This is a genomic window from Lactobacillus sp. W8174, assembly GCF_016100975.1.
Lineage (GTDB): Bacteria > Bacillota > Bacilli > Lactobacillales > Lactobacillaceae > Lactobacillus > Lactobacillus juensis.
Genome location: NZ_JACFRN010000002.1, coordinates 333375 through 358816 on the forward strand (window position 1 = coordinate 333375; position 25442 = coordinate 358816).

At 35.6% G+C, this 25442-nt stretch carries 25 protein-coding genes; 24 read left to right on the forward strand and 1 reads right to left on the reverse strand.

The annotated features are described in order from the left end of the window. Positions 1-154 precede the first annotated feature (154 nt). The 9 genes from H3U49_RS04515 (at position 155) to H3U49_RS04555 (ending at position 8876) form a co-directional block, all read left to right on the forward strand. Positions 155-1267, forward strand: coding sequence for an ImmA/IrrE family metallo-endopeptidase (locus tag H3U49_RS04515; RefSeq protein WP_198180016.1), 1113 nt, complete (start codon positions 155-157; stop codon positions 1265-1267). Further along, positions 1267-1773: a DUF4411 family protein gene (locus H3U49_RS04520; protein WP_198180018.1), complete on the forward strand. Its 507-nt coding sequence runs from the start codon at positions 1267-1269 to the stop codon at positions 1771-1773. Before H3U49_RS04515 ends, H3U49_RS04520 begins: the two co-directional genes overlap by 1 nt. 163 nt (positions 1774-1936) lie before the next feature. After that, positions 1937-2647: an acetolactate decarboxylase gene (gene budA / locus H3U49_RS04525; protein WP_198180020.1), complete on the forward strand. Its 711-nt coding sequence runs from the start codon at positions 1937-1939 to the stop codon at positions 2645-2647. A 345-nt stretch (positions 2648-2992) separates the two neighbouring features. Next, positions 2993-4594 (forward strand): ABC transporter ATP-binding protein, encoded by a 1602-nt coding sequence (locus H3U49_RS04530; protein WP_198180022.1) that lies wholly within the window; start codon positions 2993-2995, stop codon positions 4592-4594. Further along, positions 4584-6161, forward strand: coding sequence for an ABC transporter ATP-binding protein (locus H3U49_RS04535; protein ID WP_198180024.1), 1578 nt, complete (start codon positions 4584-4586; stop codon positions 6159-6161). Before H3U49_RS04530 ends, H3U49_RS04535 begins: the two co-directional genes overlap by 11 nt. A gap of 169 nt (positions 6162-6330) precedes the next feature. Then, positions 6331-7185: an ABC transporter ATP-binding protein gene (locus H3U49_RS04540; protein ID WP_198180025.1), complete on the forward strand. Its 855-nt coding sequence runs from the start codon at positions 6331-6333 to the stop codon at positions 7183-7185. Next, entirely contained in the window at positions 7186-8031 is an 846-nt protein-coding gene (locus H3U49_RS04545) for an ABC transporter permease (protein WP_198180026.1), read from the forward strand. Position 8032: 1 nt separating this feature from the next. Beyond that, a complete protein-coding gene (locus tag H3U49_RS04550; protein ID WP_198180027.1) occupies positions 8033-8485 on the forward strand; it encodes a LytTR family DNA-binding domain-containing protein in 453 nt (150 codons plus the stop codon). 1 nt (position 8486) lies between these two features. Further along, a complete protein-coding gene (locus H3U49_RS04555) occupies positions 8487-8876 on the forward strand; it encodes a DUF3021 family protein (protein WP_187160498.1) in 390 nt (129 codons plus the stop codon). Between the two features lie 97 nt (positions 8877-8973). Here H3U49_RS04555 and H3U49_RS04560 read toward each other — a convergent pair whose 3' ends face one another. Beyond that, complete coding sequence (locus tag H3U49_RS04560; RefSeq protein ID WP_198180028.1) at positions 8974-10281, reverse strand: APC family permease; 1308 nt, start codon at positions 10279-10281, stop codon at positions 8974-8976. Between the two features lie 289 nt (positions 10282-10570). On the opposite strand from H3U49_RS04560, the gene H3U49_RS09940 reads away from it, so the two are divergent. The 15 genes from H3U49_RS09940 to alr all read left to right on the forward strand — a co-directional run bounded on the left by H3U49_RS09940 (position 10571) and on the right by alr (position 25397). Then, positions 10571-11434 carry a PRD domain-containing protein gene (locus H3U49_RS09940; protein WP_198180029.1) on the forward strand — a complete coding sequence of 288 codons (864 nt, stop codon included), beginning with the start codon at positions 10571-10573 and terminating at the stop codon, positions 11432-11434. A 2-nt stretch (positions 11435-11436) separates the two neighbouring features. Beyond that, on the forward strand, positions 11437-12882 hold the full coding sequence (locus H3U49_RS04570) for a PTS transporter subunit EIIC (RefSeq protein ID WP_198180030.1): 1446 nt from the start codon (positions 11437-11439) through the stop codon (positions 12880-12882). A 17-nt stretch (positions 12883-12899) separates the two neighbouring features. Next, entirely contained in the window at positions 12900-14612 is a 1713-nt protein-coding gene (locus tag H3U49_RS04575) for a glycoside hydrolase family 3 protein (RefSeq protein WP_198180032.1), read from the forward strand. Positions 14613-14623: 11 nt separating this feature from the next. Next, on the forward strand, positions 14624-15094 hold the full coding sequence (locus H3U49_RS04580; protein ID WP_198180034.1) for a PTS glucose transporter subunit IIA: 471 nt from the start codon (positions 14624-14626) through the stop codon (positions 15092-15094). Positions 15095-15219: 125 nt separating this feature from the next. Continuing rightward, positions 15220-16134 carry a ribokinase gene (rbsK, locus tag H3U49_RS04585; protein WP_198180036.1) on the forward strand — a complete coding sequence of 305 codons (915 nt, stop codon included), beginning with the start codon at positions 15220-15222 and terminating at the stop codon, positions 16132-16134. A gap of 152 nt (positions 16135-16286) precedes the next feature. Next, complete coding sequence (locus tag H3U49_RS04590; protein WP_198180037.1) at positions 16287-17195, forward strand: L-lactate dehydrogenase; 909 nt, start codon at positions 16287-16289, stop codon at positions 17193-17195. Between the two features lie 368 nt (positions 17196-17563). Next, positions 17564-18223: an amino acid ABC transporter permease gene (locus tag H3U49_RS04595; RefSeq protein ID WP_045928479.1), complete on the forward strand. Its 660-nt coding sequence runs from the start codon at positions 17564-17566 to the stop codon at positions 18221-18223. Then, positions 18204-18881, forward strand: coding sequence for an amino acid ABC transporter permease (locus H3U49_RS04600; RefSeq protein WP_198180038.1), 678 nt, complete (start codon positions 18204-18206; stop codon positions 18879-18881). The genes H3U49_RS04595 and H3U49_RS04600 overlap by 20 nt, the downstream gene beginning before the upstream one ends. 5 nt (positions 18882-18886) lie before the next feature. Continuing rightward, on the forward strand, positions 18887-19627 hold the full coding sequence (locus H3U49_RS04605) for an amino acid ABC transporter ATP-binding protein (protein ID WP_198180039.1): 741 nt from the start codon (positions 18887-18889) through the stop codon (positions 19625-19627). A gap of 10 nt (positions 19628-19637) precedes the next feature. Next, positions 19638-20483, forward strand: coding sequence for a transporter substrate-binding domain-containing protein (locus tag H3U49_RS04610; RefSeq protein WP_198180040.1), 846 nt, complete (start codon positions 19638-19640; stop codon positions 20481-20483). Positions 20484-20598: 115 nt separating this feature from the next. Beyond that, on the forward strand, positions 20599-20847 hold the full coding sequence (locus H3U49_RS04615) for a type B 50S ribosomal protein L31 (RefSeq protein WP_198180041.1): 249 nt from the start codon (positions 20599-20601) through the stop codon (positions 20845-20847). Between the two features lie 131 nt (positions 20848-20978). After that, positions 20979-22346 (forward strand): UDP-N-acetylmuramoyl-tripeptide--D-alanyl-D-alanine ligase, encoded by a 1368-nt coding sequence (gene murF / locus H3U49_RS04620; protein WP_198180042.1) that lies wholly within the window; start codon positions 20979-20981, stop codon positions 22344-22346. Between the two features lie 10 nt (positions 22347-22356). After that, complete coding sequence (locus H3U49_RS04625) at positions 22357-23835, forward strand: DEAD/DEAH box helicase (protein ID WP_198180043.1); 1479 nt, start codon at positions 22357-22359, stop codon at positions 23833-23835. Positions 23836-23913: 78 nt separating this feature from the next. Further along, positions 23914-24267, forward strand: coding sequence for a holo-ACP synthase (gene acpS, locus H3U49_RS04630; RefSeq protein ID WP_198180045.1), 354 nt, complete (start codon positions 23914-23916; stop codon positions 24265-24267). Positions 24268-24269: 2 nt separating this feature from the next. Then, positions 24270-25397, forward strand: a complete 1128-nt coding sequence (gene alr, locus H3U49_RS04635; protein WP_198180047.1) for an alanine racemase — start codon at positions 24270-24272, stop codon at positions 25395-25397. Positions 25398-25442: the final 45 nt, after the last annotated feature.

The window sequence follows — 25442 nt, forward strand, 5'->3', positions numbered from 1 at the left end:
GTTTAATATTTTTAATTTATAAAAAATGTTAAAACAGTTCATTTAGTTGTTTAAAACAAATTTAATATCATAAAATAATTTTAAAGATTGCATTAATGTGAATTTTTGAGGAAAATAAAAGTATAAATGCGTATTAATAAGGGAGGTGTTTTTAATGGTAACTAGATTAGGCATAAATCCACATACTTTGTCTTATTATATTGATAATTCTGGTGTTTCCAAAGATTATTTACAAATGAAAGTTCAGAACATTGATGCTTTTTTAGATGGCAGTAAAAACCCTACTTTTAATCAACTTTCAAAAATTGCTAAACTTATTGATGTGCCGACTGGTTTGCTGCTACTTTCAGATCCAGTTGAGGCCAATAAGAATACACTTAAATTTAGAACGATTAATTCAAATCGTATTGAAAAGATTAGTAATGAACTTAGAGATACGATTATTGAAATGCAAACAAAGCAGGAATTTCTCCGAAATGAAATAGATTATGAACTTGATTTTATTGGAAAATATTCAGTTAAAAGTGAGTATCAGCAAGTTGTAGATGATATTCGCAATTATCTCAATATTCCGATTAACTATCAGAAAAATGTGGGAAAGAATGCGTTGAAATATTTTAGAGATAAAATGAGTCAAATAGGCATTTTTATCTTCTTTAATGGATCGGTAAAAAGCAACACGCATCGAAGTTTGTCGCTAGATGAGTTCAGGGGTTTTGTCTTAAGTGACAAAAAAGCACCTATTATTTTCGTTAATTCTAAGGATAGCGAAGCAGGTCGATTATTTACACTTGTTCATGAATTAGTTCATCTTTTTCTTGATCAGGAAGAAATACTCAGTTTAGTTGATGCAGAATCATACAAGTTTGATCGCACAGAAGCTTTTGTTAATAAAGTTACAGCCGAAATATTGCTGCCAGATAAAGAAATTAGAAAACTAAATAACTACGATATTGAATTTTTAGCTCACAAATTTCCTGTTAGTAAATTTGTCATTGTACGTAGATTATATGATATGAACATTTTGACAAAAAAAGAATATGATGAAAAGGTTTCACAGTTAGAAAAAGAATTTGCAAAAATTCCGCCAAGCAAAAAATCTAAGGGCGGAAATTATGATAATAATATCAGGTTTCACTTTGATCAGACTTTTGTGCATTATATTGAAAATGCCATAAAACAAAATAAGATTACTTATACGGATGCTTTTAATATTGTTGGTGTTAGTTATAAGTCGTTTAAGATTCTGACGGGGGGCAGAATGTAATGGAAAAATATTTGCTGGATACTAATATCTATATAAATTTTTATGAACGGTATTATCGGGTAAAGTATTTTCCAAGCTTTTGGGCTAAGCTACCCGCCATTTTAAATAAATATGTTGCCATTCCCGAAATTGTGGTTGATGAAAACTACCAAGACACTAATTTTAGAAAATGGTTGGACAAAAATTATTTAAAAGAAATAATAAACCATAAAAACTATGCAATGCAATGGGCACAAGTACTACAATATATTGATGACTGTGAATATTATAAAGAAGAAGCTTTATCAGCTGACAGAGGATGGGCACATGAGAAAATTGCAGATCCTTGGCTTATTGCTATTGCAAAAGAAGAAAATTTAACAATTGTAACAAGCGAAATTCGTAATCCTAATTTGCATAATCCAAATGGTAATAAGGCTGCAAAAATACCTGATGTGTGCGATGATTTAGAAGTTGGTTGCATTGACATGAATGATTTCTTTGAAAAAATCAATTTGTGCATTTGAATTTTTAGACCGCGCTAATTATTTACTAAACTAAAAATATCAAGAGTTGAAAAACAATCAGACATAATAATTTGAAAACAAATTGGTGCTAAACTAATTTGTAAAAACTAATCTTGTTCTGGTTGTTTTTATATATAAGTTTTTGAAAAAAGGAGCAGCAAATATGACAAAAAACACATTATTTCAACACGGGACAATGCAAATGCTAGTTGAAGGTTTATTGGAAGGTACTTTACCGCTGCGAGAATTGTTAAAACATGGCAATATTGGTATCGGAACTGGTGATGGCGTTGATGGTGAATTAGTGATATTAGACGGTGTTGGTTACAAAATAGATGTTAGTGGTCCAGCTGTGAAACTGCCAGATGATTTTAAAGTGACTTATGCTGACGTTAGTTTTGCGGATTATCACGAATTCAAAGAATACCAAAATGTCGAATTAACAGAAATGCTAAAAGATGTTTTAACCAAAAATAACGTCCAAAATCAATTTTTCGCAATATTGACTAAAGGTGTTTTCCAAAAAATTCGTACAAGGTCTTCTAAAAAATCTCATAAGCCTTATCCGTCTCTGGGAAAAATAGCTGAAAATCAAGTAGAGTTTGAAGCTGAAAATATTTCAGGCACAATGATTACTTATTACACACCAACTGTTTTTCAAGGTGTTGGAGTTTCAGGATTTCACAATCACTTTTTGGCCGACGATTTAAGCTTTGGCGGTCATGTTTTGGCAGCTACAATGAAAGATGTAACAGTCAGCGTTCAGCCAATAGAAAACTTTGAATTGCATTTGCCAGTTGATAATCAGGAATTTTTAAATGCGAATTTAAGTGACACCAGCAAGTTAGATAATGTTATTTCGAAATCGGAATAAATTTATATGCAAATAAAATAAAGAGTGTTCAATTATAGTTAAAACTATAATTGAGCATTTTTTAATGACTCAAATTTTTTAAAAATAGAGTGGCTAATAATTTTAACAATACACTTCAGAAAGTAAGAATTTACCAAAAAAGTAAAAAACCTTTTAATTACCGTCATTACTGTAAACCAACAAATCAAAAAGTAAACACTTTCAAACTAATTTTTCATTGGAATTAGTTTTTATTTATAACCAGCGATTATATTTTGTTTGCTAATTTGACACCCTTGCTCATTCATTTTATTATTAGATAAATTTAATAAAATTGATTTAGCATTAAATGAAAGACGCAAGCATATGACATTAAGGGGACTGATTGGCTCTAATAAACAACGAGCAATTTTTATTATTTTACTTTATTTTATTTTCGCTGTTACCGGCTCACTTGACCAATATTTTTTTCAATTTGCAGTTAATGGATTAAGTGTCGGCAATTTGCCAGTTTACATTCGCTGGCAATTAATTGAATTTATCCCAGTAGTTTGTGGTGTATTTATTCTGCCTTTAGCGACTTACCTTTTTAACGCTCAGATTCAGGAATATCTTGATCAATTAAGAGGGCAAATGGTAGACCATTTTTATACTGAAAACGATGCGACTGTGGCGCAAATGCAGAACTATCTGCAAAGCAATCTCGATACTTTGACCAGCGATTTTGCTCTGCCGTGGGTTAATGTTCTTAGCAATTTATTCATTATCTTGCTTTCTGCTGGCGTCCTTTTTAGCTTAAATTGGTCTTTTGTTTTACTAACTGCAACTTTTGTTCTAATAGATTTAAGCTTACCCAAAATAATGGCGCGCATGACTTCAGAGGCAAGTAGAAAAGTGATGCAAAATACTAGCGCTTTTTTTACTGGTATCGGTGAATGGATCAATGGCTTAAATGAACTGCGGCGGTATCATGCATGGACGATCCTAAATAAAGAATTGAGCAGCTACGCTGAGAAGTTAGAAAAATCTAAAGTCAATCAAACCAATAAAAACTGTGCTTCTAATACAATTAATGGAATTGGCAATACCTTAGGGCAAATGTCGATCGCCTTTTTAGCGGGCATCCTGTTTTTAACTGGGCAAATAAAAATTGGGGCGGCATTAGCTTCGACTTCTTTTGCTTTCGGTATTTTTTCAGCTGTGTCCTCTATTACAAGTGCTGCGGTCAAGATTAAATCCACTAAAAATATCAATCAAACTACTGCTAGTCTGATTTCTAACACTAAAACCAAACCGAATAGGTCATCTGCTCAAATTGCCCAAATTGAAATTAAAAATTTGGCGCTTAAATATCCTAATGGTCCAATAATTAAATATCCCGATTTTGTGGTCAATAAGGGTGAAAAAGTTTTGCTTGCAGGCGACAGTGGAACTGGCAAGTCAACACTCTTTCAAGCTCTTTTGGGTAAGATCAAGCCCTATCAAGGGCAAATTATTTTCAGAAATAAAGCAGGGCAAGCTTTTCAACCAAATTTAAAACGTATCAGTTACATTGCTCAAGATCCGCAATTATTTCCAGGAACAATTGCGGAAAATATCGTGATGTTTCATCGACAATTGTTGGATCAAGTGCCTAATTTAATTAATAAAGTGCAATTGCAGAGCGATATTGCAAGGTTTCCCCAAGGAACTGATACCCAAGTTGATTTGGATAAAAACAATTTATCTGGTGGTCAAAGGCAAAAGATTATCCTAGCCAGATCAGAAGTTTTCGCTGATGAAATTATTTTGCTGGATGAAGCGACAAGTGCCATTGATAGTAAAGCAACTATGCAAATTATTGCTGACCTGACTCACACTAACAAGACCGTGATCATGATTGCTCATAATCTTAATTCTGAGGTTAAAAATATGTTTGATAAAACGATTCGGTTAGCAAGCCAGAAGGAGAGAAACGATGACTTTTAAAAACTTTTTTCATTCCAATCGAATTCGTTTCATATTCATTGTGCTTTTTAGTTTCTTACAACCCTTTGTTTTAATCGGGGCATCTTACTTAAATATGTGGGAATTTACCGCCTTGCGCCAGCATGACGGTCAAGTGTGGCTGTTAATCATCATTTTTACTACATTAGCTTATCTCTCATCGTATGCTTTTGACTGGGGTTCCGAATATTTACTGACACGACAAGTTCAAGAATTTAATCACAACTTAAGAAGCAAAATAGTGAGTCACATCTATTATGATCGTAAGAATCATCAAACTTCGCAAGTTAAAAACCGCCTGACCAATGATCTTAATACGGTTAATGATCAGTCTTTTAACTTAATTCCGGTCATTTGCAATTTTCTGGGCTATGTTATTTTCTCCGTAATTGCCCTGCTAACGATGCACTGGAGTTTGTTGCTGCTCATCTTAATTTCGGTAGCAGTTTCCATCGTTTTACCTAAAATAATTGAAAAGCCGTTGCAAAGAGCAACGGAAAAGGTTTCTCATCAAAATAGACAGTATTTGGATCTAATTGAAAAATGGTTGAGCGGTATTGCTGAATTAGAGCGTTATCTTGCCGGTGATAAATTATCTAGTGTGATGCATAAGGGCGCGCAGGATTTAGAAAAAGCCAACCTCAAACAGACACAAGAACAACAAGTTCTGTCCATTATTACCAACGGTGTTGCGCAAATTATGATCCTGATTTTGTTCGTCTGGACAGGTATTTTAATTAAAAGCGGTCTGGTCACGTTTGGTGCGATTGCAGTTATCGGTAATTTTAGTCATTATATTTCGCTGGCAATCGAATACTTGCCATTCTATTTTGGCTTAATTAAGGGCAGTAAAACTTTAAGAAATAAAGTTACAGCAGCGACTTTGTCAGTAAAAACTGATGGGCAAAACTTAGTGGCACCTTTTGCTTTTAGTACAAAAGATTTGGCAATTAGTTTTCCTAATGGTGAAACTCTAAAGTTCCCTGATATCACTGTCAATTATGGCGAAAAAATTTTGCTATCAGGTGACAGCGGTGCAGGCAAGTCAACTTTATTTAAGCTGCTTTTAGGGATTTTGCTACCGAGTTCGGGAAAAATAGTGTTTAAGGATCAAGAGGGAAAAGTGATTAAACCTGATTTGGCTAAAATTGGCTACATTGCACAAGATCCTGTTTTATTTCCCAGCACCATTAAAAACAATATTACGATGTTTGACCCTCAGTTAAACCAGCTAGCTGAACCCGCTGCAGTTACCGTTGGGTTAAAACCAGATCTGGCTCAATTTGCTCAGGGTATAGAAACCAAAGTAAATTTGCAAAAACTGAATGTTTCAGGTGGCCAAAGGCAAAAAATTATTTTGGCGCGCGCGCAGATACATGACAGTAAGATTCTGTTAATTGATGAAGGCACAAGTGCAATTGATCAGGAGGGAACCAGAGCAATCTTGCAAGAACTCCTTAAAATGCCGAGTACTGTCATTTTTATCGCGCATAATTTCGATGAAAAACTGCAAAGTTTATTTGACCGCGAGATTCATTTAAGTAAATAAGTTAATTTTGAACACTAAAGGCGTTGACCAAAATTTGATCAACACCTTTTTTATTTTTGTGTCTTAATTTTATCTTTTTGTGATTACTATTTTGTCTCTTATTGTAATAGGCGCTACAAATTTGATTTGAACTAGTATGCTTAATTCAAATTAAGGAAGAGGTGTCGCTATGTTAATTGAAACACAAGGGTTAACTAAAAAATTTGGTAATAAAATTGCCGTTAATAAAGCTGATATTCAAATAAAGCAGGGACAATTAGTGGCGTATTTAGGTACGAATGGTGCAGGCAAGTCAACCACAATAAATATGTTAACAGGACTATTAAAACCAACTTCAGGTATCATTTCAAAAGCCTCAAATCTTAAAATTGGAGTAGTTTTTCAAAATAGCGTTTTAGATAATGTTTTAACAGTCAAGGATAACCTTTATTTAAGGGCACAGATGTATCGTAAATTTTCTAATGAGTGGCTTGAACACCTAATTGATTTGATCGGCATCAAAGAATTTTTAAATCAAAAATTTAGCACTTTATCAGGTGGTCAAAAAAGAAAGGTAGACATAGCTCGAGCATTGATTTGTAATCCGGATTTGCTTTTTTTAGATGAACCAACTACAGGACTTGATATCCAAACAAGAAATGCTATTTGGAAATTATTGACTAAACTGCAGCAGCAACAAAACCTTACTATTTTTTTGACAACTCATTATTTAGAGGAGGCAGAAAATGCTGACCAAATGTATATTTTGGAAAACGGTAAAATTCTTGCCAGTGGTTCTGCAGCGGAAATTAAGACGGAATTTGCCCCTAATAAATTGATTCTTACTGTTAAGGAAACCAAAATTTTACAGATTAAACAAAAAGTTATTCGACTCAGTCAAGATCAAGTTGCGATTGACATATTATCCCCTCAAGAAGCAATTGAAATTTTAAAAAACAATCAAGAAAATATTATTGATTTTTCGTACCGCAAAGGAACAATTAATGATGCCTTCCTTCAGATTACCGGAAAGGAGATACATTAAATGTTTGCATTATTTCGTAGAAATTTGAAAATTTATTTCTCTAACATTCCTGCTGTATTCATGTCATGCTTGGGTGCACTGATTTCTTTCTTTATCTATATTGGCTTTTTGCAAAATAATTTAAGAAGTAATTGGCAACAATTACCTAATGTGACTAAAATGTTGGATTTATGGATGATAGCGGGTATTGTTGCGGTTTCTGGTATTACTACGGCTTTTCAGGCCTTAGGTCAACAAGTAAGTGACCGCGAAACGCGAGCCGACGCTGATTTTGAACTAACTGGCATATCACGTTTTGCAGAAAATTTTGCTTACATTTTATCCGGAACAACAGTCAGCTTTTTTATGCAAATCATCACCTTTATCGTAATGGCCATGTACTTTTCATTAGTTGATCATATCTCGATTCCTCAATCAGCACTTTTACCCGGACTTTTGTATATCTTGGTAGGTGCGATTGCAGCGACTTTATTAGATGAAATAATCGTGCTTTTCATGCATTCCAGCACTACTTTTAGCAGGCTTTCCGCTGTTTTAGGAGCTGCTGCTGGGTTTGCTGTAGCAACCTATTTGCCCTATGGTATATTGGTTTCTGGGGCACAAAGTTTGGTAAAATTAGTACCAAGTAGTTATGAAGCAGCTGCTTTAAGATATTTTTTACTTAAGCAGACACTGGCCACTTTTCCTGCTAATGTAAAACGGCATTTAACTAATTATTTAGGAATACAATTTAAGATGAATAATTGGCGATTAAATAATATGCTTGTTTTACTATTAATGATTGCAATACTAATTTTAGTAATTGGTTTGCTTTCTTTTATCACTGATAGGAGGAGCAATAAGTAAAGTGAAAATTGAATTTAAAACGGATTCTGATTTAAATGAACAGGAAATTAAAGTTGAAATTAAAGCAGCTCAAAAAAGTGAAGTAGTTAATGATTTAATTAATTATTTGCATAAATTTGGTGAAAAAAGGTATGATCTTTTACCAGTTAAAGTGGAAGACAGAATAGTAACCATTAAACGAACAGAAATTATCAAAGTAGAAATCCAGACAACAGATATTACGTTTTATACTACTAAAAACATGATAAAAACAACTGGTCGATTATATCAGGTACTAGAAAAACTGGGTGATGGGTTTATCCAAGTTTCGAAACATGGCATTATCAATATAAATTTTTTGGAATCGATAGAAGTAGGTTTTGCGGGAAATATGATCGCACTTTTAAAAAACAATCTAAAAGCTGATGTTTCCAGATTATATTTGCCTGCATTAAAAAGAGAGTTGGGTCTGTAAAATGAGAAAATTAAGTAATTTCATTAACTATTTCTTTACCGGTGTGGGCTTTGGTGCAGCTACTTATTTGATAATACTGACTTTTGCTTCTCCTAGTATTCCTACCCGTTTAGGTGTTATTTCTGTTTTAATTATTTCTGGATTAATAGGAATTTTATCAATGATTTTTGCGATGGATGTACCACCTGCTATTGCCTTTAGCGTTCATATCATAGGGACATTTTTGCTGGTGTTGTTAATGTGCTGGATAAATAAGTGGCCGATTAATTTTTGTTTGGTTGGTGTCTTTGTCTTAGTTTATATTGTTATTTGGCTGATTATTATTTTGTCACAGAGGCAGACTGTAAAAGAAATTAATTCGAGTATTAAAAAAAGAAATGCGAAAAAATAAATAATTTTGAAATATATAAAAGCCTTGGAACAGAAAATACTCCAAGGCTATATTTTTTGTTCTATAAAAGTCTTTAATATAGATTTTTATACTTTAATTAAGTTTGATTTCTCTTTTGCACATAAACATAAACCGGCCAGCCGCTAAGGGTCAATAAAATGCCTGTAAGTGATAATAGTGGCTGGGTTAGCGTAGTGGTAACAACAATAAATAAAGCACCACAGATCCCAAGAATAGGTGGAAGAGGATACCAAGGAGTTTTGTACGGTCGTAAAAGATCTGGTTGCCTTTTGCGTAGGATAAGGACACCTAAAAATAATAAAATTGAAAAAATCCAGGAAACATAAACCAGCATGTTGGTTAATGAATCAAATGTACCAGAAAAAATCATAATGGTTGCAATTACGCATTCAAAAATCATGCTGTTGGTAGGCACAATTGTTTTAGAATTTAATTTGCTGAAAAAGCTTGCAGCTGGCAATTTCTTTTCTTTGCCCAAAACGTAAGGCATTCTGGATCCCAAAAGAAGGTGGCCATTAATGGCACCAAACACTGAAACTAAAATTCCTGTAGCAACCAAAGTACCCCCCACACTACCAAATAATTTTTTGGCGGTAAGTAGAGCTGTTGTCTGATTACCTACAACTTTTGACCAGGGAATAACTCTAACGTAACTCCAATTAAGAAGAGTGTAAATGATCGTTACTCCAAAAAGTCCCCAAATAATAGCTTGTGCTAAAGTTTTTGCGGGATTTTTGATTTCACTTGCTAAGTTGCCGATACTTAACCAACCATCATAAGCAAAAAGCACAGCTAAAAGAGCTTGTCCGAAGGCCATAGCTCCCGAAGTAGATGTTATTTTAGGCGCTGGGGCACCTGCTAGCTGATTAGGTCCACTATAAAACAAAGCAAAGATTATTATTGCAGCAATTGGCAATAGCTTAATAACTAAAGTTATTTTTTGTACCTGGCCACTCAATTTTGATCCAATCCAATTGATCAAAAGAATTGCCAGCATCACGATTAGAGCAATCACTGTAGTAGATAAGTCTTTAAAATGCGGTATTTCTTTTAGTTGGGTTGCAAATACGATTGAAAGTGCAGCGATATTTGCCGGATAATAGACGATTATTAGTGACCAGCCAAACAAAAAGGCAACTTTGGGACCATATATTTCTTCCAGATATCTGACGGGTCCGCCATCTTTGGGATATATTGACGCTAACTCAGCTATGCTTAATCCTGCCATTAGAGTAATGAAACCGGCAAATGGCCATACTATGATACTTAGCCAAGCATTGTGAGTTAAAGCTGAAATGTTAGCAATTTTGAAAAAAGCACCGCCACCAATCATGGTGCCCATGACAGTGGCTAGAGCGGCGAAAAAGTTTAGTTGTCTTTTCATATTTTTACCTTACTTAAATTGAATGATAAAAGTAATTATATGCTTTGATAGACAAAATTAAAAGATGATGATTTGAAAATTAAAAAAACTTTTTCTGAAAGCGTTACGCAGTATTTGCTAATTTATATTTACATAACCCATTTGATCGGGTAAAATAAACATGACTATCGGATAGTTATTACTAATGATTATTAAGTAAGCTAAACCTGTTTGTCACACAATTTAAATCATCAATTTGGTTCTTGTGTGCAAGCAGGTTTTTATTTTTTATTGAAAGGAGGAGAATTGAGTGTTTATTAAGCGTGGGATCAACAATAATGTTTCTTTTGTAGTCGACGACAAAGGTAAAGAATTAATTGTTACAGGAAGAGGAATAGCTTTCGGAAAACATATTGGCGATGAAGTTGATGAAAGCAAAATAGAATATTATTTTCCAGTATTACCTCAAGAGATCTCCTCAGCTATGGCAAAATTGTTGGTTAATATACCAATTGAATATTATGCAATTGCTAATGACATAGTTGACAAGGCAAAATCAAAGTTAAAACAGGAGTTAAATCAAAGTCTAATCGTAGCTTTAACTGATCATATTTACAGAGCAGTTGAGCAGGCTAAAAAGGGCATAAAAATTTCGAATCCATTGATTTTAGATATAAAAAGGATTTACCCTCAAGAGTTTGAAGTTGGTCTTTTTGGCATCAAATTAATTCGTAATATGACTGGTTGCATTTTGGCTGAAGACGAAGCAGCCACAATTGCTTTACATGTAGTGAACAGTGAGTTGGAAAATAAGGGAGATTTTAACGGTTATCGTGTAGTTGAGATAGTTCATTGGGTTACGAATTACGTTTTTGATTATTTTAAGATCGATTTTGCTGAGAAAGCAGATCCACTGTATTATCAGCGCTTTGATACTCATGTTCGTTTTTTTGCTCAAAGAATTTTAGATAATGATTATAAAGAAAATGACGTTAATTCTTCTCTGCTAGTTGTTTTGTCTGATAAACAATATCAAAGGGAAAAAGATTGTGTGAACAGTCTCAGTGCTGACTTTGCTCAAAAATTTGGCATCACCATTTATCAGGAAGAACGCGCCTATTTAGTACTTCATATTCACAATATGTTGAAAAACATAATCTCAAAGGAGAAATAAAAATGGGAAAATATACCTCATTGAGTAAATTTATAGTAAAAAATGTGGGTGGAAAGGACAATGTAGTCTCTTTAATACACTGTTTTACCCGCTTACGCTTTGTTTTAAAAGATGAAAGCAAGGCAAATACAGAGGCCCTTAAAGGAAACGAAGAAATAGTTGACGTGATCCAGGCTAACGGACAATATCAAATAGTGATTGGCATGCACGTAGAATCAGTTTTTGACGAGATTAATAGCCTCTACCACTTTAGCGGAGGAGAAGCTGTAACTGACGAAGAGACCTTGAAAGAAGATACGAGGCTAATTGATAAAAAACAATCATTATGGGATAAAGCAGTAGACCTTTTATCTGGTATCTTTGTCCCAATTTTGGGAGTTTTATGTGCAAGCGGTATGGTTAAGGGACTGCTGGCAATTTTGACCACAGCGGGTGTCTTAAAGAATCCAGATGGCACATATATTATCTTGTATGCTATTGGTGACGCATTATTTTATTTCTTCCCAGTATTTTTAGCAGTTACGGCTGGTAAAAAATTTCATGTTGATCAAATGACCTCGCTTGTTATTGGTACGGCTATTATTTATCCTACTTTGATACAGGCAATGTCAGGCAAAGCTGCAGCAACAGTTTTGTCGGGTACGATTTTTCAAACTAAGGCTTATTTAACTTTCTTACATATACCTGTTTTGTTAAATAACTATACTTCGACTGTCATTCCTATTATCCTTGCAGTTTGGGCAGCATCTTATGTTCAACGTTTTGCTAAAAAAATCAGTCCGGCATCCGTGGCAAATTTTCTTGTACCATTAATAACCATATTGGTAATTGTGCCACTAACTTTATTAGTAGTTGGTCCAGTATCAATTTGGTTGTCGGATATTATTGCTTGGATTGTAAAAGAGTTATATAAACTTAGTCCAATCTTATTAGGTGCCTTTATTGGAGGAATGTGGCAAATATTAGTAATCTTTGGCGTGCACAATGCCATTATCCCAATAGTACTGAACAATTTAGCCACACAAAAATTTGATGTTATTTTTGCCGCCAATATAGCCTGTCCTTTTACTCAGCTTGCAGCACTTTGTGCACTGGCTTTGATCCTTAAAGATACTAAGCAAAAGCGCAATACTATTGCTTCAATTTTCCCAGCAATTTTTGGTATTACTGAGCCGGCAATTTATGGTGTTACTTTGCCACTAAAGAAACCATTTTTCATAAGTTGTATTTCTTCAGCTATTGGTGGTATTTTAGCAATGTTAATGGGAGTTAAATTTTATCAAATGGGTGGACAAGGTATATTTGCTTTCCCTTGCTTCCTTTCTCCTAATGCTACTAATTTTTCCGGTATTATTAGTGCAGTGATAGTAGTATTAATTTCCATGGCAATTTCATTTTGCCTAACTCTCATTTTTTGCAAACCAAAAAAGCAAACAAATAATATTTAAGAAAAGGAGCATTGCAAATGACCAAAATAAATTTAAAAGGCAATCCATTCTACTTGAAAGATGAGCAGATTGATAATATTAAACTGCTCATGTCTAAGATGACAGTCAGAGAAAAAGTGGGCCAATTATTTTGCTTATTGGGCAATTATTCAACCGAACAAGAAATAAAAGAGGTTATTGAGAACTATCGGCCTGGTGGCATGATGTTTCGGCCGCAAAAGAGTTCCAGCATTCAGGCTTTGCAGCGTTATATTCAGGAGGTTTCCCCAATACCACTATTGCTTGGCGCCAACCTTGAATCTGGTGGAGACGGCATAGGTACTGATGGGACCTTTTACGGCAGACAAATTGAAGTAGCGGCTTCTAATGATAAAAAGAACGCATACCGCTTAGGATTAATTTCTGCTCGTGAAGGTGGCGCTGTGGGATGTAATTGGTCATTTGCTCCTGTAGTAGATTTCAACAAAAATTTTGCTAACCCAATCATAAATGTTAGAACCTACGGTGATAATCCTGATACTGTCATATCAATGGCCCAGGAATATATGAAAGCATGCCAAAGTTCAGGTATGGCGGTCGCAATTAAGCACTTCCCAGGAGACGGTGTGGATGACCGCGACCAGCATCTTCTGACATCAGTTAACTCACTAAGCGTTTCTGACTGGGATAAAACATATGGCAAAATTTACCAGGCTATGATTGATAATGGAGCACTGACATTGATGGCCGGTCACATTTATCAACCTGCTTATACGAGATACTTTAATCCAGATGTGAAAGATGAAGATATTTATCCTGGTTCTTTATCATACGAATTGCTTCATGATTTATTAAGAGAGAAACTAGGATTCAATGGTTTGATTTCAAGTGATGCTACTAACATGGCCGGTTTTAGCTCACAAGGAAAAAGAGCAGAGCTGTTGCCTCAAGCAATTAACGCTGGTTGCGACATGCTTTTATTTACCAGAGACTTGGAAGAAGATTTTAATTTTGTACTTGATGCAGTGAACGAGGGCGTAATATCAACAGACAGATTGAATGACGCTGTTACTAGAGTATTAGCTACAAAAGAAGCATTGCACTTATTTTTAAAGCAAAGAAATAATACTTTGGTTCCTGAAAAAGAGGCTTTAAAAGTTTTAAAATGTCCAGAACATGTTAAATGGGCTAAAGAATTAGCAGATGAATCAATTACTTTAGTTAAAGACAAGCAAGATGTTCTACCTTTAACATTGCAGAAAAACAAGAAGATCCTGGTTTTCGTTATAGGTGATGTTGTCAGTGCCAGTGGCAAACCGCCTGTTTCAAGTATTTTTATTACAAGGCTAAAAGAAGAAGGATTTAATGTAACTGTATTTGATCCTGAAAATGAAGACTTAAAGGACTTAATGGTTAATGGTTCCGTCAAAGAGCTAAAAGCCAGGTTTGATACGGTAATATATTTTGCTAACGTTAAAACAGCTAGCAATCAAACAACTGTCAGGTTAAATTGGCTTAAACCAATGGGCTACAATGTTCCTTGGTTTGTACACGAAATCCCTACTATTTTTATTTCAATCGCTAATCCATACCACTTGCAGGATGTTCCCATGGTAAAAACTTATATCAATGCATATACAGCAAATGAATATGTTCCCGCAATTTTAGTAGACAAGTTGCTAGGCAAATCTCCATTTAAAGGTAAGAGTCCAGTTAATGCATTCTGCACTTATTGGGATACACATATATAGGGAGGGAAAATATGCTTAATTTTTTCAAGAGAAATGAAACTATTTATTCCCCATGTTCAGGTCTTTTTAAAACAATTGCTGAAGTTAATGATGAATTGTTTGCTTCTAAAAAAATGGGTGATGGTTTTGCGGTAGTACCGGCAGATACGGAGATTTATTCTCCAATTACGGGGGTGATAACCATGCTGGCTCCAAGCAAACATGCTATTGGTATTGAAAGTAAAAATGGAACAGAAATAATGATTCACATGGGTATTGACACCGTTGAGCTTAACGGAACCCCTTTTAACATTAAAATAAAGAAGGGTGATAAGGTCAAAAGGGGACAGTTACTTGCCAAATTCGATTATAAGCAGGCAAAAGAGGCGGGCAAGGAAACCGATGTAATTGTGATCATTTTAAATAATGAGAATATTGATTTGGATCAAACTAGTATGAGTCAGGTTAATTCACAAACAGAGATTGGATCTTTACCTAAATAAATATTTTAGGGGATATACATAAATAAAATTAATAACACATTTGAGGGTAATTTCAAATGTGTTATTATTTTTGATAGAAATAAATTATTTGAGAATTAAGCTAATTAAGAGGTTTTAGAGTTTAAATGAATAAAGTTACAGTTATTGGCAGTATTAATTTAGATACTAATTTGCGCGTCAAACAAATGCCCAGACCAGGTGAAACCGTTCATGCGTCAGAACATTATTCTGCCGCAGGCGGTAAAGGCGCAAATCAAGCAGTTGCTGCGGCAAGGTCAGGATGTGAAGTTAGCTTTATCGGTGGTGTAGGTGATGATGCACCGGGAAAAGAGATGCTGGGCTCACTTAAGAGAGAAGGCATTAATACCCAAGGTATTATCACAGCTAAAAAAGAATCAACCGGACAAGCATTTATTACAGTAGATGATAATGGTCAGAATTCAATTACTATTTATGCAGGTGCAAATTATGCTTTTGGACCAGCTGAAGTTGAGCAGAATCAGGATTTGATTAAAGATTCTGACTTTCTTATCGCACAATTTGAGACCCCACTTGCAGCAACAATTAAAGGTTTCGAAATCGCTCATGATGCGGGGGTAAAAACAATTTTGAATCCAGCTCCTGGAATGGCTAAAATCCCTGCTGACTTGTTAAAGCTTACTGATATCATTACTCCAAATGAAACAGAAGCTGAAACCATCACTGGAATTAAGGTGACTGATGAAAAAACTGCGCAAATGGCTGCTTCTAAGCTTCATGATCAGGGCGTAAAAACGGTTATTATTACAATCGGTGCTAAAGGAGCATTTTACGACTATCAAAATCAAAGAGAACTGGTCCCAGCTTTTAAAGTCAAGGCTGTTGATACTACGGCAGCTGGCGATACTTTTATTGGCGCAATGACCAGTATACTAACCACAGATTTGTCTAATTTAAAAGATGCAGTTCTTTTTGCCAATAAAGCTTCATCGCTCACAGTCCAAAAATACGGTGCTCAACCCGCAATTCCTCACGCAAAAGATATTAAAGTTGGTAAATAACGACCTGATTTTTAATTTTAGTTTCAGAAATTAAGATTGCTTTATTTAGTATAGCGAAAACATCTTTTTAAACCCTATCTTTAGTATAATAAAAGAGTAATTGAGAGTTTGCTGAGATGTTTCAACAGTTTTAAAAAGAAAGGCACTTAATTATGACAACAAAAATAGGTATTATCGGTGATGGTCATGTTGGCTGTACGGTTGCACATGAATTAATTATTTCAGATTTAGCAGACGACTTAGTAATGATTGATGTTAATGAGGGCAAGGTTAACGCTGATGCAATTGACTTTGAAGATGCAATGGCCAATTTGCCATATCATACCAACATCATTGTTAATGATTATGATGCACTAAAAGACGCTGACATTGTCATTAGTACATTAGGGAAAATATCATTAGAAACAAAGGGTGATCGGTTCCAAGAACTTGAATATAATAAAAAGCAATTAAGCCCGATTACAGAATCTATCAAAAATAGTGGCTTTAACGGTATTCTGATTGTTATTTCCAACCCAGTAGATGCAATAACCAGTCTTTACCAGCAATTAACTGGTTTACCCAAAGAACATGTTTTGGGTACTGGTACTTTACTTGATACAGCAAGAATGAAAAAAGTTGTAGCTAAAAAGTTTAATGTTGATCCTCGTTCTGTGAGTGGCTTTGCATTAGGTGAACATGGTGACACTCAGTTTACAGCCTGGTCAACAGTAAAAGTATTTGAACAGCCATTAACTGAATTGGCTAAAAAAGAATCATGGCAGCCAAGTGACTTAGAAGATGAAATCAGATTTGGTGGTCAAAAAGTGTTTATGGGCAAGCAATACACTAATTATGGGGTCTCGGCTGCTGCGGTGAGAATTGTGCGGGCCGTTTTAACAGATTCACGGACAGAATTACCAGTATCAAGTTACCAAGAAAAGTATGGTACTTACATGTCTTATCCTGCAATTGTTGGCCGAAAAGGCATAGTTTACAAAATTAATTTACAGCTAACTCCAGCTGAAGAAAAATTGTTGGAAAAATCTGCTGCAGCAATTAAAGAAAAGTCACAGTCTTAAGAAAATTAAATAAATAGACCAAACGCGTTTAATCAAGCGCGTTTTTTATTAGCCCAAAGATAGAAAATGAGAGTAATATTAAGCAAAGTTATTGACAAAAAGTAAGTAAAAGCATAGCATTAGAAGCACTGATAGATGTTTTAGAAAGAAGTGCAGTTAATGAGACAAATGCAAAGAACTGAAAAGAAATGTATTTCATTAGATCATTTGCAAAATAATTGTTTCTTTTAGTATTCGCACTCCAATCTAAAACAATAAGTATTTAGGACCTGCGAATAAAGTATCCGCAGGCCTTTTGTTTTGTTAGAACTACTGTGACAAATAATGAGACTTCTGAGTCCATTTAAGTACTGCAGGGGAGGTTAAAAATGAGCTGGCAAATTATTAATCAAAGTTTGCCTATTTTTGCAAAAGCTTTTCAACTGACTATCTGGTTGTCTGCTGTTGGCATAATTTTTTCTATTGTAGTGGGAGTTTTCTGCAGTTTAATCCAATATTTTAAAGTACCAATTTTGAGTCAACTAATAACAGCTTATGTAGAGTTAGCAAGAAATACACCTTTATTAATTCAATTGTTTTTCCTATACTATGCTTTTCCAGTTATTGGACTAAAAATGTCAGCCCAAACTTGCGGAATTATTGGTCTGGTATTTCTTGGTGGAGCATATATGGCTGAAGGTTTTACAGGAGGTTTTGCCGGGGTCAGTGCCACTCAGATTGATGATGGTAAAGCTTTAGGGATGAATAATCTGCAATTGGCCCGTTATGTTGTCTTTCCGCAAGGCTTTGCGCTAAGTATGCCTGCCTTAACAGCAAACATTATATTCCTGATTAAAGAGACTTCCATTTTTTCAGTGATTGCTATTCCTGAATTAACTAATACAGCTCTAGACCTAATTGGAATGTATTACCGGACAAATGAGTATCTGCTAATTTTGGTGATTGCCTACGCAATTATTTTAATTCCAATTATTTTACTGTTAACTTATTTAGAAAGGAAGGTACGCTATGGCACATTCGGCGATTAATGTTTTCTTTAGCGGCAATAACTTTAGCAGAATTTTACAAGGCTTGTGGACTTCTGTTTGGATTGCAGGTGTTAGTCTGATTATTGGTCTTGTTTTAGGTACATTCCTAGGCGTATTGCGCACCTTACCCAATAAAATAATTCGGTTTATTTTGCGGCTATATCTGGAATTCTTCAGGATAGTTCCCACGATCGTACTATTATTTTTGTTCTACTATATTTTACCGCGCAGTTTTCATATCAATTGGCCTGCCAGTTGGATGGCAGTTTTAGCCTTTGCCCTATGGGTTGCTGCTGAGTTCAGTGATATAGTTCGTGGAGCAATAGAATCAGTTCCTATTGTTCAAAAAGAATCAGGCTTAGCTTTGGGCTTGAGCAAAGTGCAACTTTTTCGCTACGTTTTATTGCCCCAAGCAGTGCAGCTTGAGTTGCCAGCAACTATTAATCTGGCTACAAGAGTGATTAAGACTACCTCTTTACTAATGATGATCAGTATTATGGATGTCATCGCGATTGGACAACAGATTATTGAAGCGAATAACCAAAAATATCCGACAGCTGTTTTCTGGATTTATGGTCTGATTTTCTTTTTATATTTCATAATAGATTATCCGTTATCAGTATGGTCTAAACGGCTAGCAGCAAAGCAGGACAGGTGAGATAAATGACAAAAGAAGTTTTACGCGTTGAACATCTAAACAAGTTTTATGGTGATTGGCAAGCTTTACATGATATTAGTTTTACTCTGCATCAAGGTGAAGTTTTGACATTATTAGGTCCTTCCGGTTCTGGTAAAAGTACTTTAATTAGGTGCTTAAACGGCTTGGAAGATTTTAAAAGTGGCTCGCTCTATTTTAAAGGACAAAAGATTGAGACTGATGCTAAAAATTGGCAGGCCTTACGCCAAAAAATTGGCATGGTTTTTCAAAGTTATGATTTGTTTCCTAACTTTACCGTTCTTGAAAACATTTTGCTGGCACCGGTAAAAGTACAAAAAAGATCTGAAGAAGAAGTCAAAAAAGAGGCTCTGCAGCTGTTAAAACGAGTAGGATTGGAAAAATACGTTGATACTTATCCTCGAGAATTGTCTGGTGGACAAAAACAAAGAATTGCTATTGTCAGAGCACTGGCCATGCACCCCGAAGTAATGCTGTTTGATGAAGTTACAGCTTCTCTTGATCCCGAGATGGTTCGGGGCGTTTTACAAATTATGACCGATTTATCCCGTGTTGATCATATGACAATGATTATCGTAACCCACGAAATGAACTTTGCACGCCAAATAGCAGATCAGGTTTTATTTCTAGAAGAGGGCAAAATTTTGGAAAATACACCTGGTAAAGAATTTTTTGAACATCCCCAAACAGATCGTGCTCGTGATTTCTTGACTAGTATGGACTTTTAAGGAGTAAATAATGAAGAAAAATAAAAGCAGAAATATTATTATTGGTGTTTTAGTAGTTTTAATTATTGCAGTTGCTGCATTTTTTGGTATTAAGTCATCAAAAAATAATAACAATAATGCGAATGAAAGCAGCGTGACTGCGATTAAAAAGCGGGGCGTTTTGCGAGTTGCCGTGTTTGGTGATTTGCCTCCTTATGGTTGGGTTGATGATCATGGTAACCGTCTTGGTTATGATGTTCGTCTTGCACGGCAAATGGCTAAGGATTTGGGTGTTAAGGTGAAATTTACCCAGGTTAATGCCAATAATCGTGTTGATACTCTTAATTCAAATAAAGCCGATATTGTTCTAGCTAACTTTACACAAACACCTGAGCGGAAACAAGTTGTTGACTTTGCCAAGCCATACATGAAGGTATCAGTTGGAGTTATTTCTCCTAAGAATGCACCAATTACAAGCGCTTCTCAGCTAAAGGGTAAAAACATGATTGTCAACAAGGGTACAACAGCAGAAAATTACTTTACCAAAAAGGGTGGGGTTGATTTACTGAAATTTGATTCAAAAACGCAGCAATTCAACGCTTTTAAAAATAAGCGTGCTACTGCTTTAGCAGATGATAATTCATATCTTTATGCTTGGGTAAAGAAGAATCCTAATTACACTGTTGGAATTAAAAATATTGGCCCTAATCAATTTATTGCCCCTGCAGTTAAAAAGGGCAATAAGTCACTTTTAAATTGGACGAATAAAGAAATTACTAAATTGGCAAATAAAAAATTCTTTAATGCTGATTATAATAAGGAATTAAAACCATACTTTGGCAAAGAAGTTAAGCCGAATGACATTGTTTTAAATTGATGCAGCTGCTATAATAAATAAGTCTTGAATTTTGCCTTTAAAGATGATAAGGTATTAAACGTTAATCGATTAATCTATGACTTGCAATAGGAGTCATGGCAAAGGAGAAATAAATATGAAACAAGATATTCATCCAGATTACCAACAAGTAGTCTTTATGGATTCAGCAACTGGTGCTAAGTTTGTTGCTGGTTCAACATTGAATCCAAAAGAAACAGTGGATTATGAAGGTAAAACTTACCCACTAGTTCGGGTTGAAATTACTTCAGATTCTCACCCATTTTACACTGGCAAGCAAAAGTTTGCTCAGGCCGATGGTCGAATCGAAAAGTTCAACAAGAAGTATGGCATGAACAACAAGTAATATCTTCAATCTGGTGGAAGGCAGTCCCATTGGGGCTGCTTTTTTATGTAAAGCATAATTGTTATACTACTTAAATAAGGAGTATAATTAATACTTTAGCAAAAAACTCTTTTCGGCTAGGAGATAAAAAGATGAAAATGCAACTGGCAGAGATAGCCAAAGCAATAAATTCAAAGTGCGAAGGCAATGATCAGACCGTTATTACTTCTGTTGCCTTTGATTCTAGAAAAATCGCTGCTGGCGGCTTATTTGTACCGCTAAAGGGCGATAGAGACGGTCATGATTTTATCAATAGTGCAATTAGCAACGGGGCAAGTGCTACATTGTGGCAAAAGGATCATCCAAATAAACCTGATAGTATTGCAGTTTTAGAAGTTGATGATCCGTTAACTAGTATGCAGGAACTGGCGCAGTATTACTTAAATAAGGTCAATCCCACTGTTGTTGGTATTACCGGGTCAAATGGTAAAACGACTACTAAAGATATGACAGCAGCAGTTTTAGCGAAGAGATTTAATGTTCATAAAACTGATGCCAACTTCAACAATGAAATTGGCGTGCCCATGACTATTCTAGATATGAAACCGAATACAGAAATTTTGGTTTTAGAAATGGGTATGGATCATGCTGGACAACTGCATCAACTAAGTGAATTGACCCATCCTGACGTTACAGTTATTACTATGATTGGCGAAGCTCATATTGAATTTTTAGGTTCACGTGCAGGAATTGCCGATGCTAAAATGGAAATTACCGACTTTTTACGTGAAGATGGCGAACTAATATATAATGGTGATGAACCACTTCTGCGTGAAAGAGCTGATAAAATAACACAGGCAAAAGTTACCTTTGGTTTTGCAAAAAATGATACAGTTTATGCAACAGGTTATCGCAGTTACAAACATCATGCTACTTTTACAATTAATAATTCTGCTCATAAATTTACTATTCCGATGATTGGCAAGCACAATGTTTCTAATGCACTTTCGGCGCTTTGTGTTGGCAGGCACTTTGGTGAAAGTGATGAAGAAATCGCTAGTGCTTTGGAAAAATTTACTCCCACTGCTGATAGAATGGAATGGGAAAAAGGCGATGTAGGAGAAGACATCATGAGTGATGTCTATAATTCCAATCCGACTGCTGTACGTGCTGTAATAACCAGTTTTGGTCAAATTCAGATACCTGTAGGAAGTCGCAGAATCGCTGTTCTGGGTGATATGTTAGAATTAGGGCACAGGTCAGCTGATCTTCATGCTGGTCTAGCAGATTGTCTTGATCCCCAAGTGATTAATGAAGTTTATTTATATGGGACAGAAATGGCGCATTTGGCGGCTGCGCTTAAAGAAAGTTATCAGCCTAAAAACTTGCATTATTACCCTCAAGATCAGATGCAACGATTGATTGCAGATTTAAAAAATGATATTAAGCCGAACGACATTGTTGTTTTGAAAGGCTCCCACGGGATGCACCTGGAAAAAGTAGTAGAACGGCTTAGATAAGGAGAATTTAGTGAAATTTTCAGAATTAGGATTAAAAGATGAGCTTTTAAAAGCGATTAAGCGTTCAGGCTTCGAAGAAGCAACACCGATTCAGGAACAGACAATTCCTCTAGCTTTAGCGGGCAAGGATGTAATTGGACAAGCTCAAACCGGTACTGGTAAGACTGCAGCGTTTGCGCTTCCTATCTTACAAAATTTAGATAAACATAATAAGGTTATTCAGGCTTTAATTATTGAACCTACTCGTGAACTAGCTATTCAAACACAAGAAGAGCTTTTCAGGCTGGGGCGTGACGAGAATGCACGGGTACAAGTTGTATATGGCGGTGCTGATATTGGTCGGCAAATTCGTTCCCTTAAGAACCATGTGCCTGCAATTTTAGTAGGTACGCCGGGACGGTTGCTTGATCATTTAAAGCGAAAAACGATTGATTTGGAAAATGTTAATACCATTGTTTTAGATGAAGCCGATGAAATGCTGGACATGGGTTTTATCCAAGACATAGAAAGTATTTTAAGTTACGTTAAAAATCGTAAACAAACTTTATTATTTAGTGCCACAATGCCTAAGCCAATTTTGAACATTAGTGAAAAGTTCATGAATAACCCAGAGATTGTGCGCATTAAGACTAAAGAATTAACTGCCGACTTAATCGACCAGTACTTTGTACGGGCAAAGGATTCAGAAAAATTTGACATTATGTGCCGCTTGATTGATGTTGAGAGTCCCGATTTGGCAGTGGTATTTGTTAGAACTAAACGGCGCGTTGACGAGGTTACCAGGGGACTTCAGGCACGGGGATATAATGCCGCGGGGATTCATGGCGATCTCTCTCAGGCGCGGAGACTTACTGTATTAAAGAGATTTCGCGCTGGCAAGCTGGATATTTTAGTGGCAACAGATGTTGCTGCACGTGGTCTGGATATTTCCGGTGTAACTCATGTATACAATTACGATATCCCCCAAGACCCTGATTCTTATGTTCACCGTATTGGTCGTACTGGTCGTGCTGGTCAAAACGGTAGTTCCATCACTTTTGTTACGCCAAATGAAATTGGTTATATGAGAACGATTGAGCAGTTAACTAAGAAAAAAATGACGCCTCTTCGTCCACCATCTGATGATCAAGCCTTACGTGGCCAATTGAAGGTCGCTAAGTCCAAGATTGAAGATATTATGAAAGAGGACTTATCCAAATATACCGATGATGCAAATGAATTGTTAGAAAACTATTCAGCAGTTGATTTGGTATCTGCCTTTTTGAAGAATTTGTCCAAAGACTCTGCAAATGTTGAAGTCAAAATCAGTTCGGAAAAGCCTTTGCCATATAAGGGCAATGGTCGAGGAGGTCGTGGTCATTATAGCCGCGGAAGGAATAGTCGTGGCTATCGCGGTGACCGTAACCGTAGCCGTGGCAATTATCGTGGAGGACATTCTCGCCGTTCTGGTAATGGCAAAAACTTCGTTATTAAAAATAAAAAAGGTTAACATTTTTACTAAAAAAGAGTTGTGGCAATTTACAACTCTTTTTTAGTATTATATTTTTGATATTAAGAGGAAAACAAAATGATCGTTGGAGTCGGTATTGATGCTGTTGAAGTTGAACGTGTAGAAAAAATTATTGCCAAAGGGGATAATTTTGCTCGTAAGGTATTAACTCCCAAAGAATTTGAGCAGTACCAAAAACTATCAGGCAGACGTAAGGCCGAATATTTGGGAGGTCGCTTTTCTATCAAGGAATCCTTTGTCAAAGCTATTGGAACAGGTTTTGGCAAAGGTATTGGCTTGCAAGATATAGAAACATTGTGGGATGAATTGGGGCATCCAATTACTACTTCCGCTAAATTCGATGGCAAAATTTTTCCTAGTATTACTCATGATAGACATGAAATAGTTACATTAATTGTTTTGGAGAAATAAAAATGGTTCCTGGAATTCATAGACCTGCAGCGGTATATGTTGATTTAGCTGCAATTAGACAAAATATCAAAGAAGAAATTAAACATTTAAGACCTGATCAAAAGCTGTTTGCTGTAGTTAAAGCAAATGCATACGGTCATGGTGCAGTACGAATTGCTCAAGAAGCAGTCAAAGTCGGTGTTAGTGGTTTTTGCGTTGCTATTTTAGACGAAGCGTTAGAATTGCGGAGAGCTGGAATTATTCAGCCAATTCTAGTTTTGGGAGTGACTCCCGTAAAATATGCTCCATTAGCAGCTGTCAATGGTATTTCTTTGACAGTTCCTAATTTAAAATGGTTACAAGATTCTGAGCCAGAACTAAGTCAGAACCACTTGCAATTAAAAATTCACTTAGCGGTAGATTCTGGCATGGGTCGCATTGGCTTTAGCGAAGATGAAGAGTTTATTGCTGCGAATGAATTTTTGCTTAATAATCAAAACTTTAATGTTGAAGGAATGTTTACCCATTTTGCTTCAGCTGATAGCAGTGATGATTCCTACTTTCTGAGTCAAGTTGACCGTTTCGCACATTTTAAAAAATTATTGAAGTTAAAGCCAAGATGGATTCACGTTGATAACACTGCAGCCAGTGTTTTTAATAAGAGGGTTCACAGTGATTTAGTCCGTTTTGGCATTGGCATTTATGGTTTAAACCCGTCATCAAATCCAGCAGGCCCGGATTTAAAAACCGCAATTAAATTGAAACCGGCAATGTCTTTTGTTAGTGAATTAGTTCAGGTTCATACCATTCATAAGGGTCAGGGTGTAGGTTATGGTTCAACTTATATTGCTGACCATGATGAGATTATCGGGACGGTACCAGTTGGTTATGCAGATGGCTTCATACGTAAGTTTCAGGGCTTTAAAATTAAGGTGGGATCTGAGTATTGTCCTATTGTTGGACGCGTTTGCATGGATCAGTTAATGGTTAAATTGCCTTGCGAAATGGCAGTAGGAACCAAAGTGATTTTGATTTCCAATGATCCAGATGCACCAAACAGTATCAAAAAGGCAGCAGACTATGTTGATAGCATTCATTATGAAGTTGCCTGTTTGCTTGATGATCGTTTGCCGCGGAAATACTATAATTAATAAAATAGGCAAGCAAAAGATTCTGGGAAAAAAGTGCTCTTTGAA

Bases quoted from the DNA above. Each gene is read 5' to 3' on its own strand.
- H3U49_RS04515 (WP_198180016.1), top strand. From the start codon at position 155: ATGGTAACTAGATTAGGCATAAATCCACATACTTTGTCTTATTATATT.
- H3U49_RS04520 (WP_198180018.1), top strand. From the start codon at position 1,267: ATGGAAAAATATTTGCTGGATACTAATATCTATATAAATTTTTATGAA.
- budA (WP_198180020.1), top strand. From the start codon at position 1,937: ATGACAAAAAACACATTATTTCAACACGGGACAATGCAAATGCTAGTT.
- H3U49_RS04530 (WP_198180022.1), top strand. From the start codon at position 2,993: ATGACATTAAGGGGACTGATTGGCTCTAATAAACAACGAGCAATTTTT.
- H3U49_RS04535 (WP_198180024.1), top strand. From the start codon at position 4,584: ATGACTTTTAAAAACTTTTTTCATTCCAATCGAATTCGTTTCATATTC.
- H3U49_RS04540 (WP_198180025.1), top strand. From the start codon at position 6,331: ATGTTAATTGAAACACAAGGGTTAACTAAAAAATTTGGTAATAAAATT.
- H3U49_RS04545 (WP_198180026.1), top strand. From the start codon at position 7,186: ATGTTTGCATTATTTCGTAGAAATTTGAAAATTTATTTCTCTAACATT.
- H3U49_RS04555 (WP_187160498.1), top strand. From the start codon at position 8,487: ATGAGAAAATTAAGTAATTTCATTAACTATTTCTTTACCGGTGTGGGC.
- H3U49_RS04560 (WP_198180028.1), bottom strand. From the start codon at position 10,281: ATGAAAAGACAACTAAACTTTTTCGCCGCTCTAGCCACTGTCATGGGC.
- H3U49_RS04570 (WP_198180030.1), top strand. From the start codon at position 11,437: ATGGGAAAATATACCTCATTGAGTAAATTTATAGTAAAAAATGTGGGT.
- H3U49_RS04575 (WP_198180032.1), top strand. From the start codon at position 12,900: ATGACCAAAATAAATTTAAAAGGCAATCCATTCTACTTGAAAGATGAG.
- H3U49_RS04580 (WP_198180034.1), top strand. From the start codon at position 14,624: ATGCTTAATTTTTTCAAGAGAAATGAAACTATTTATTCCCCATGTTCA.
- rbsK (WP_198180036.1), top strand. From the start codon at position 15,220: ATGAATAAAGTTACAGTTATTGGCAGTATTAATTTAGATACTAATTTG.
- H3U49_RS04590 (WP_198180037.1), top strand. From the start codon at position 16,287: ATGACAACAAAAATAGGTATTATCGGTGATGGTCATGTTGGCTGTACG.
- H3U49_RS04595 (WP_045928479.1), top strand. From the start codon at position 17,564: ATGAGCTGGCAAATTATTAATCAAAGTTTGCCTATTTTTGCAAAAGCT.
- H3U49_RS04600 (WP_198180038.1), top strand. From the start codon at position 18,204: ATGGCACATTCGGCGATTAATGTTTTCTTTAGCGGCAATAACTTTAGC.
- H3U49_RS04605 (WP_198180039.1), top strand. From the start codon at position 18,887: ATGACAAAAGAAGTTTTACGCGTTGAACATCTAAACAAGTTTTATGGT.
- H3U49_RS04610 (WP_198180040.1), top strand. From the start codon at position 19,638: ATGAAGAAAAATAAAAGCAGAAATATTATTATTGGTGTTTTAGTAGTT.
- H3U49_RS04615 (WP_198180041.1), top strand. From the start codon at position 20,599: ATGAAACAAGATATTCATCCAGATTACCAACAAGTAGTCTTTATGGAT.
- murF (WP_198180042.1), top strand. From the start codon at position 20,979: ATGAAAATGCAACTGGCAGAGATAGCCAAAGCAATAAATTCAAAGTGC.
- acpS (WP_198180045.1), top strand. From the start codon at position 23,914: ATGATCGTTGGAGTCGGTATTGATGCTGTTGAAGTTGAACGTGTAGAA.
- alr (WP_198180047.1), top strand. From the start codon at position 24,270: ATGGTTCCTGGAATTCATAGACCTGCAGCGGTATATGTTGATTTAGCT.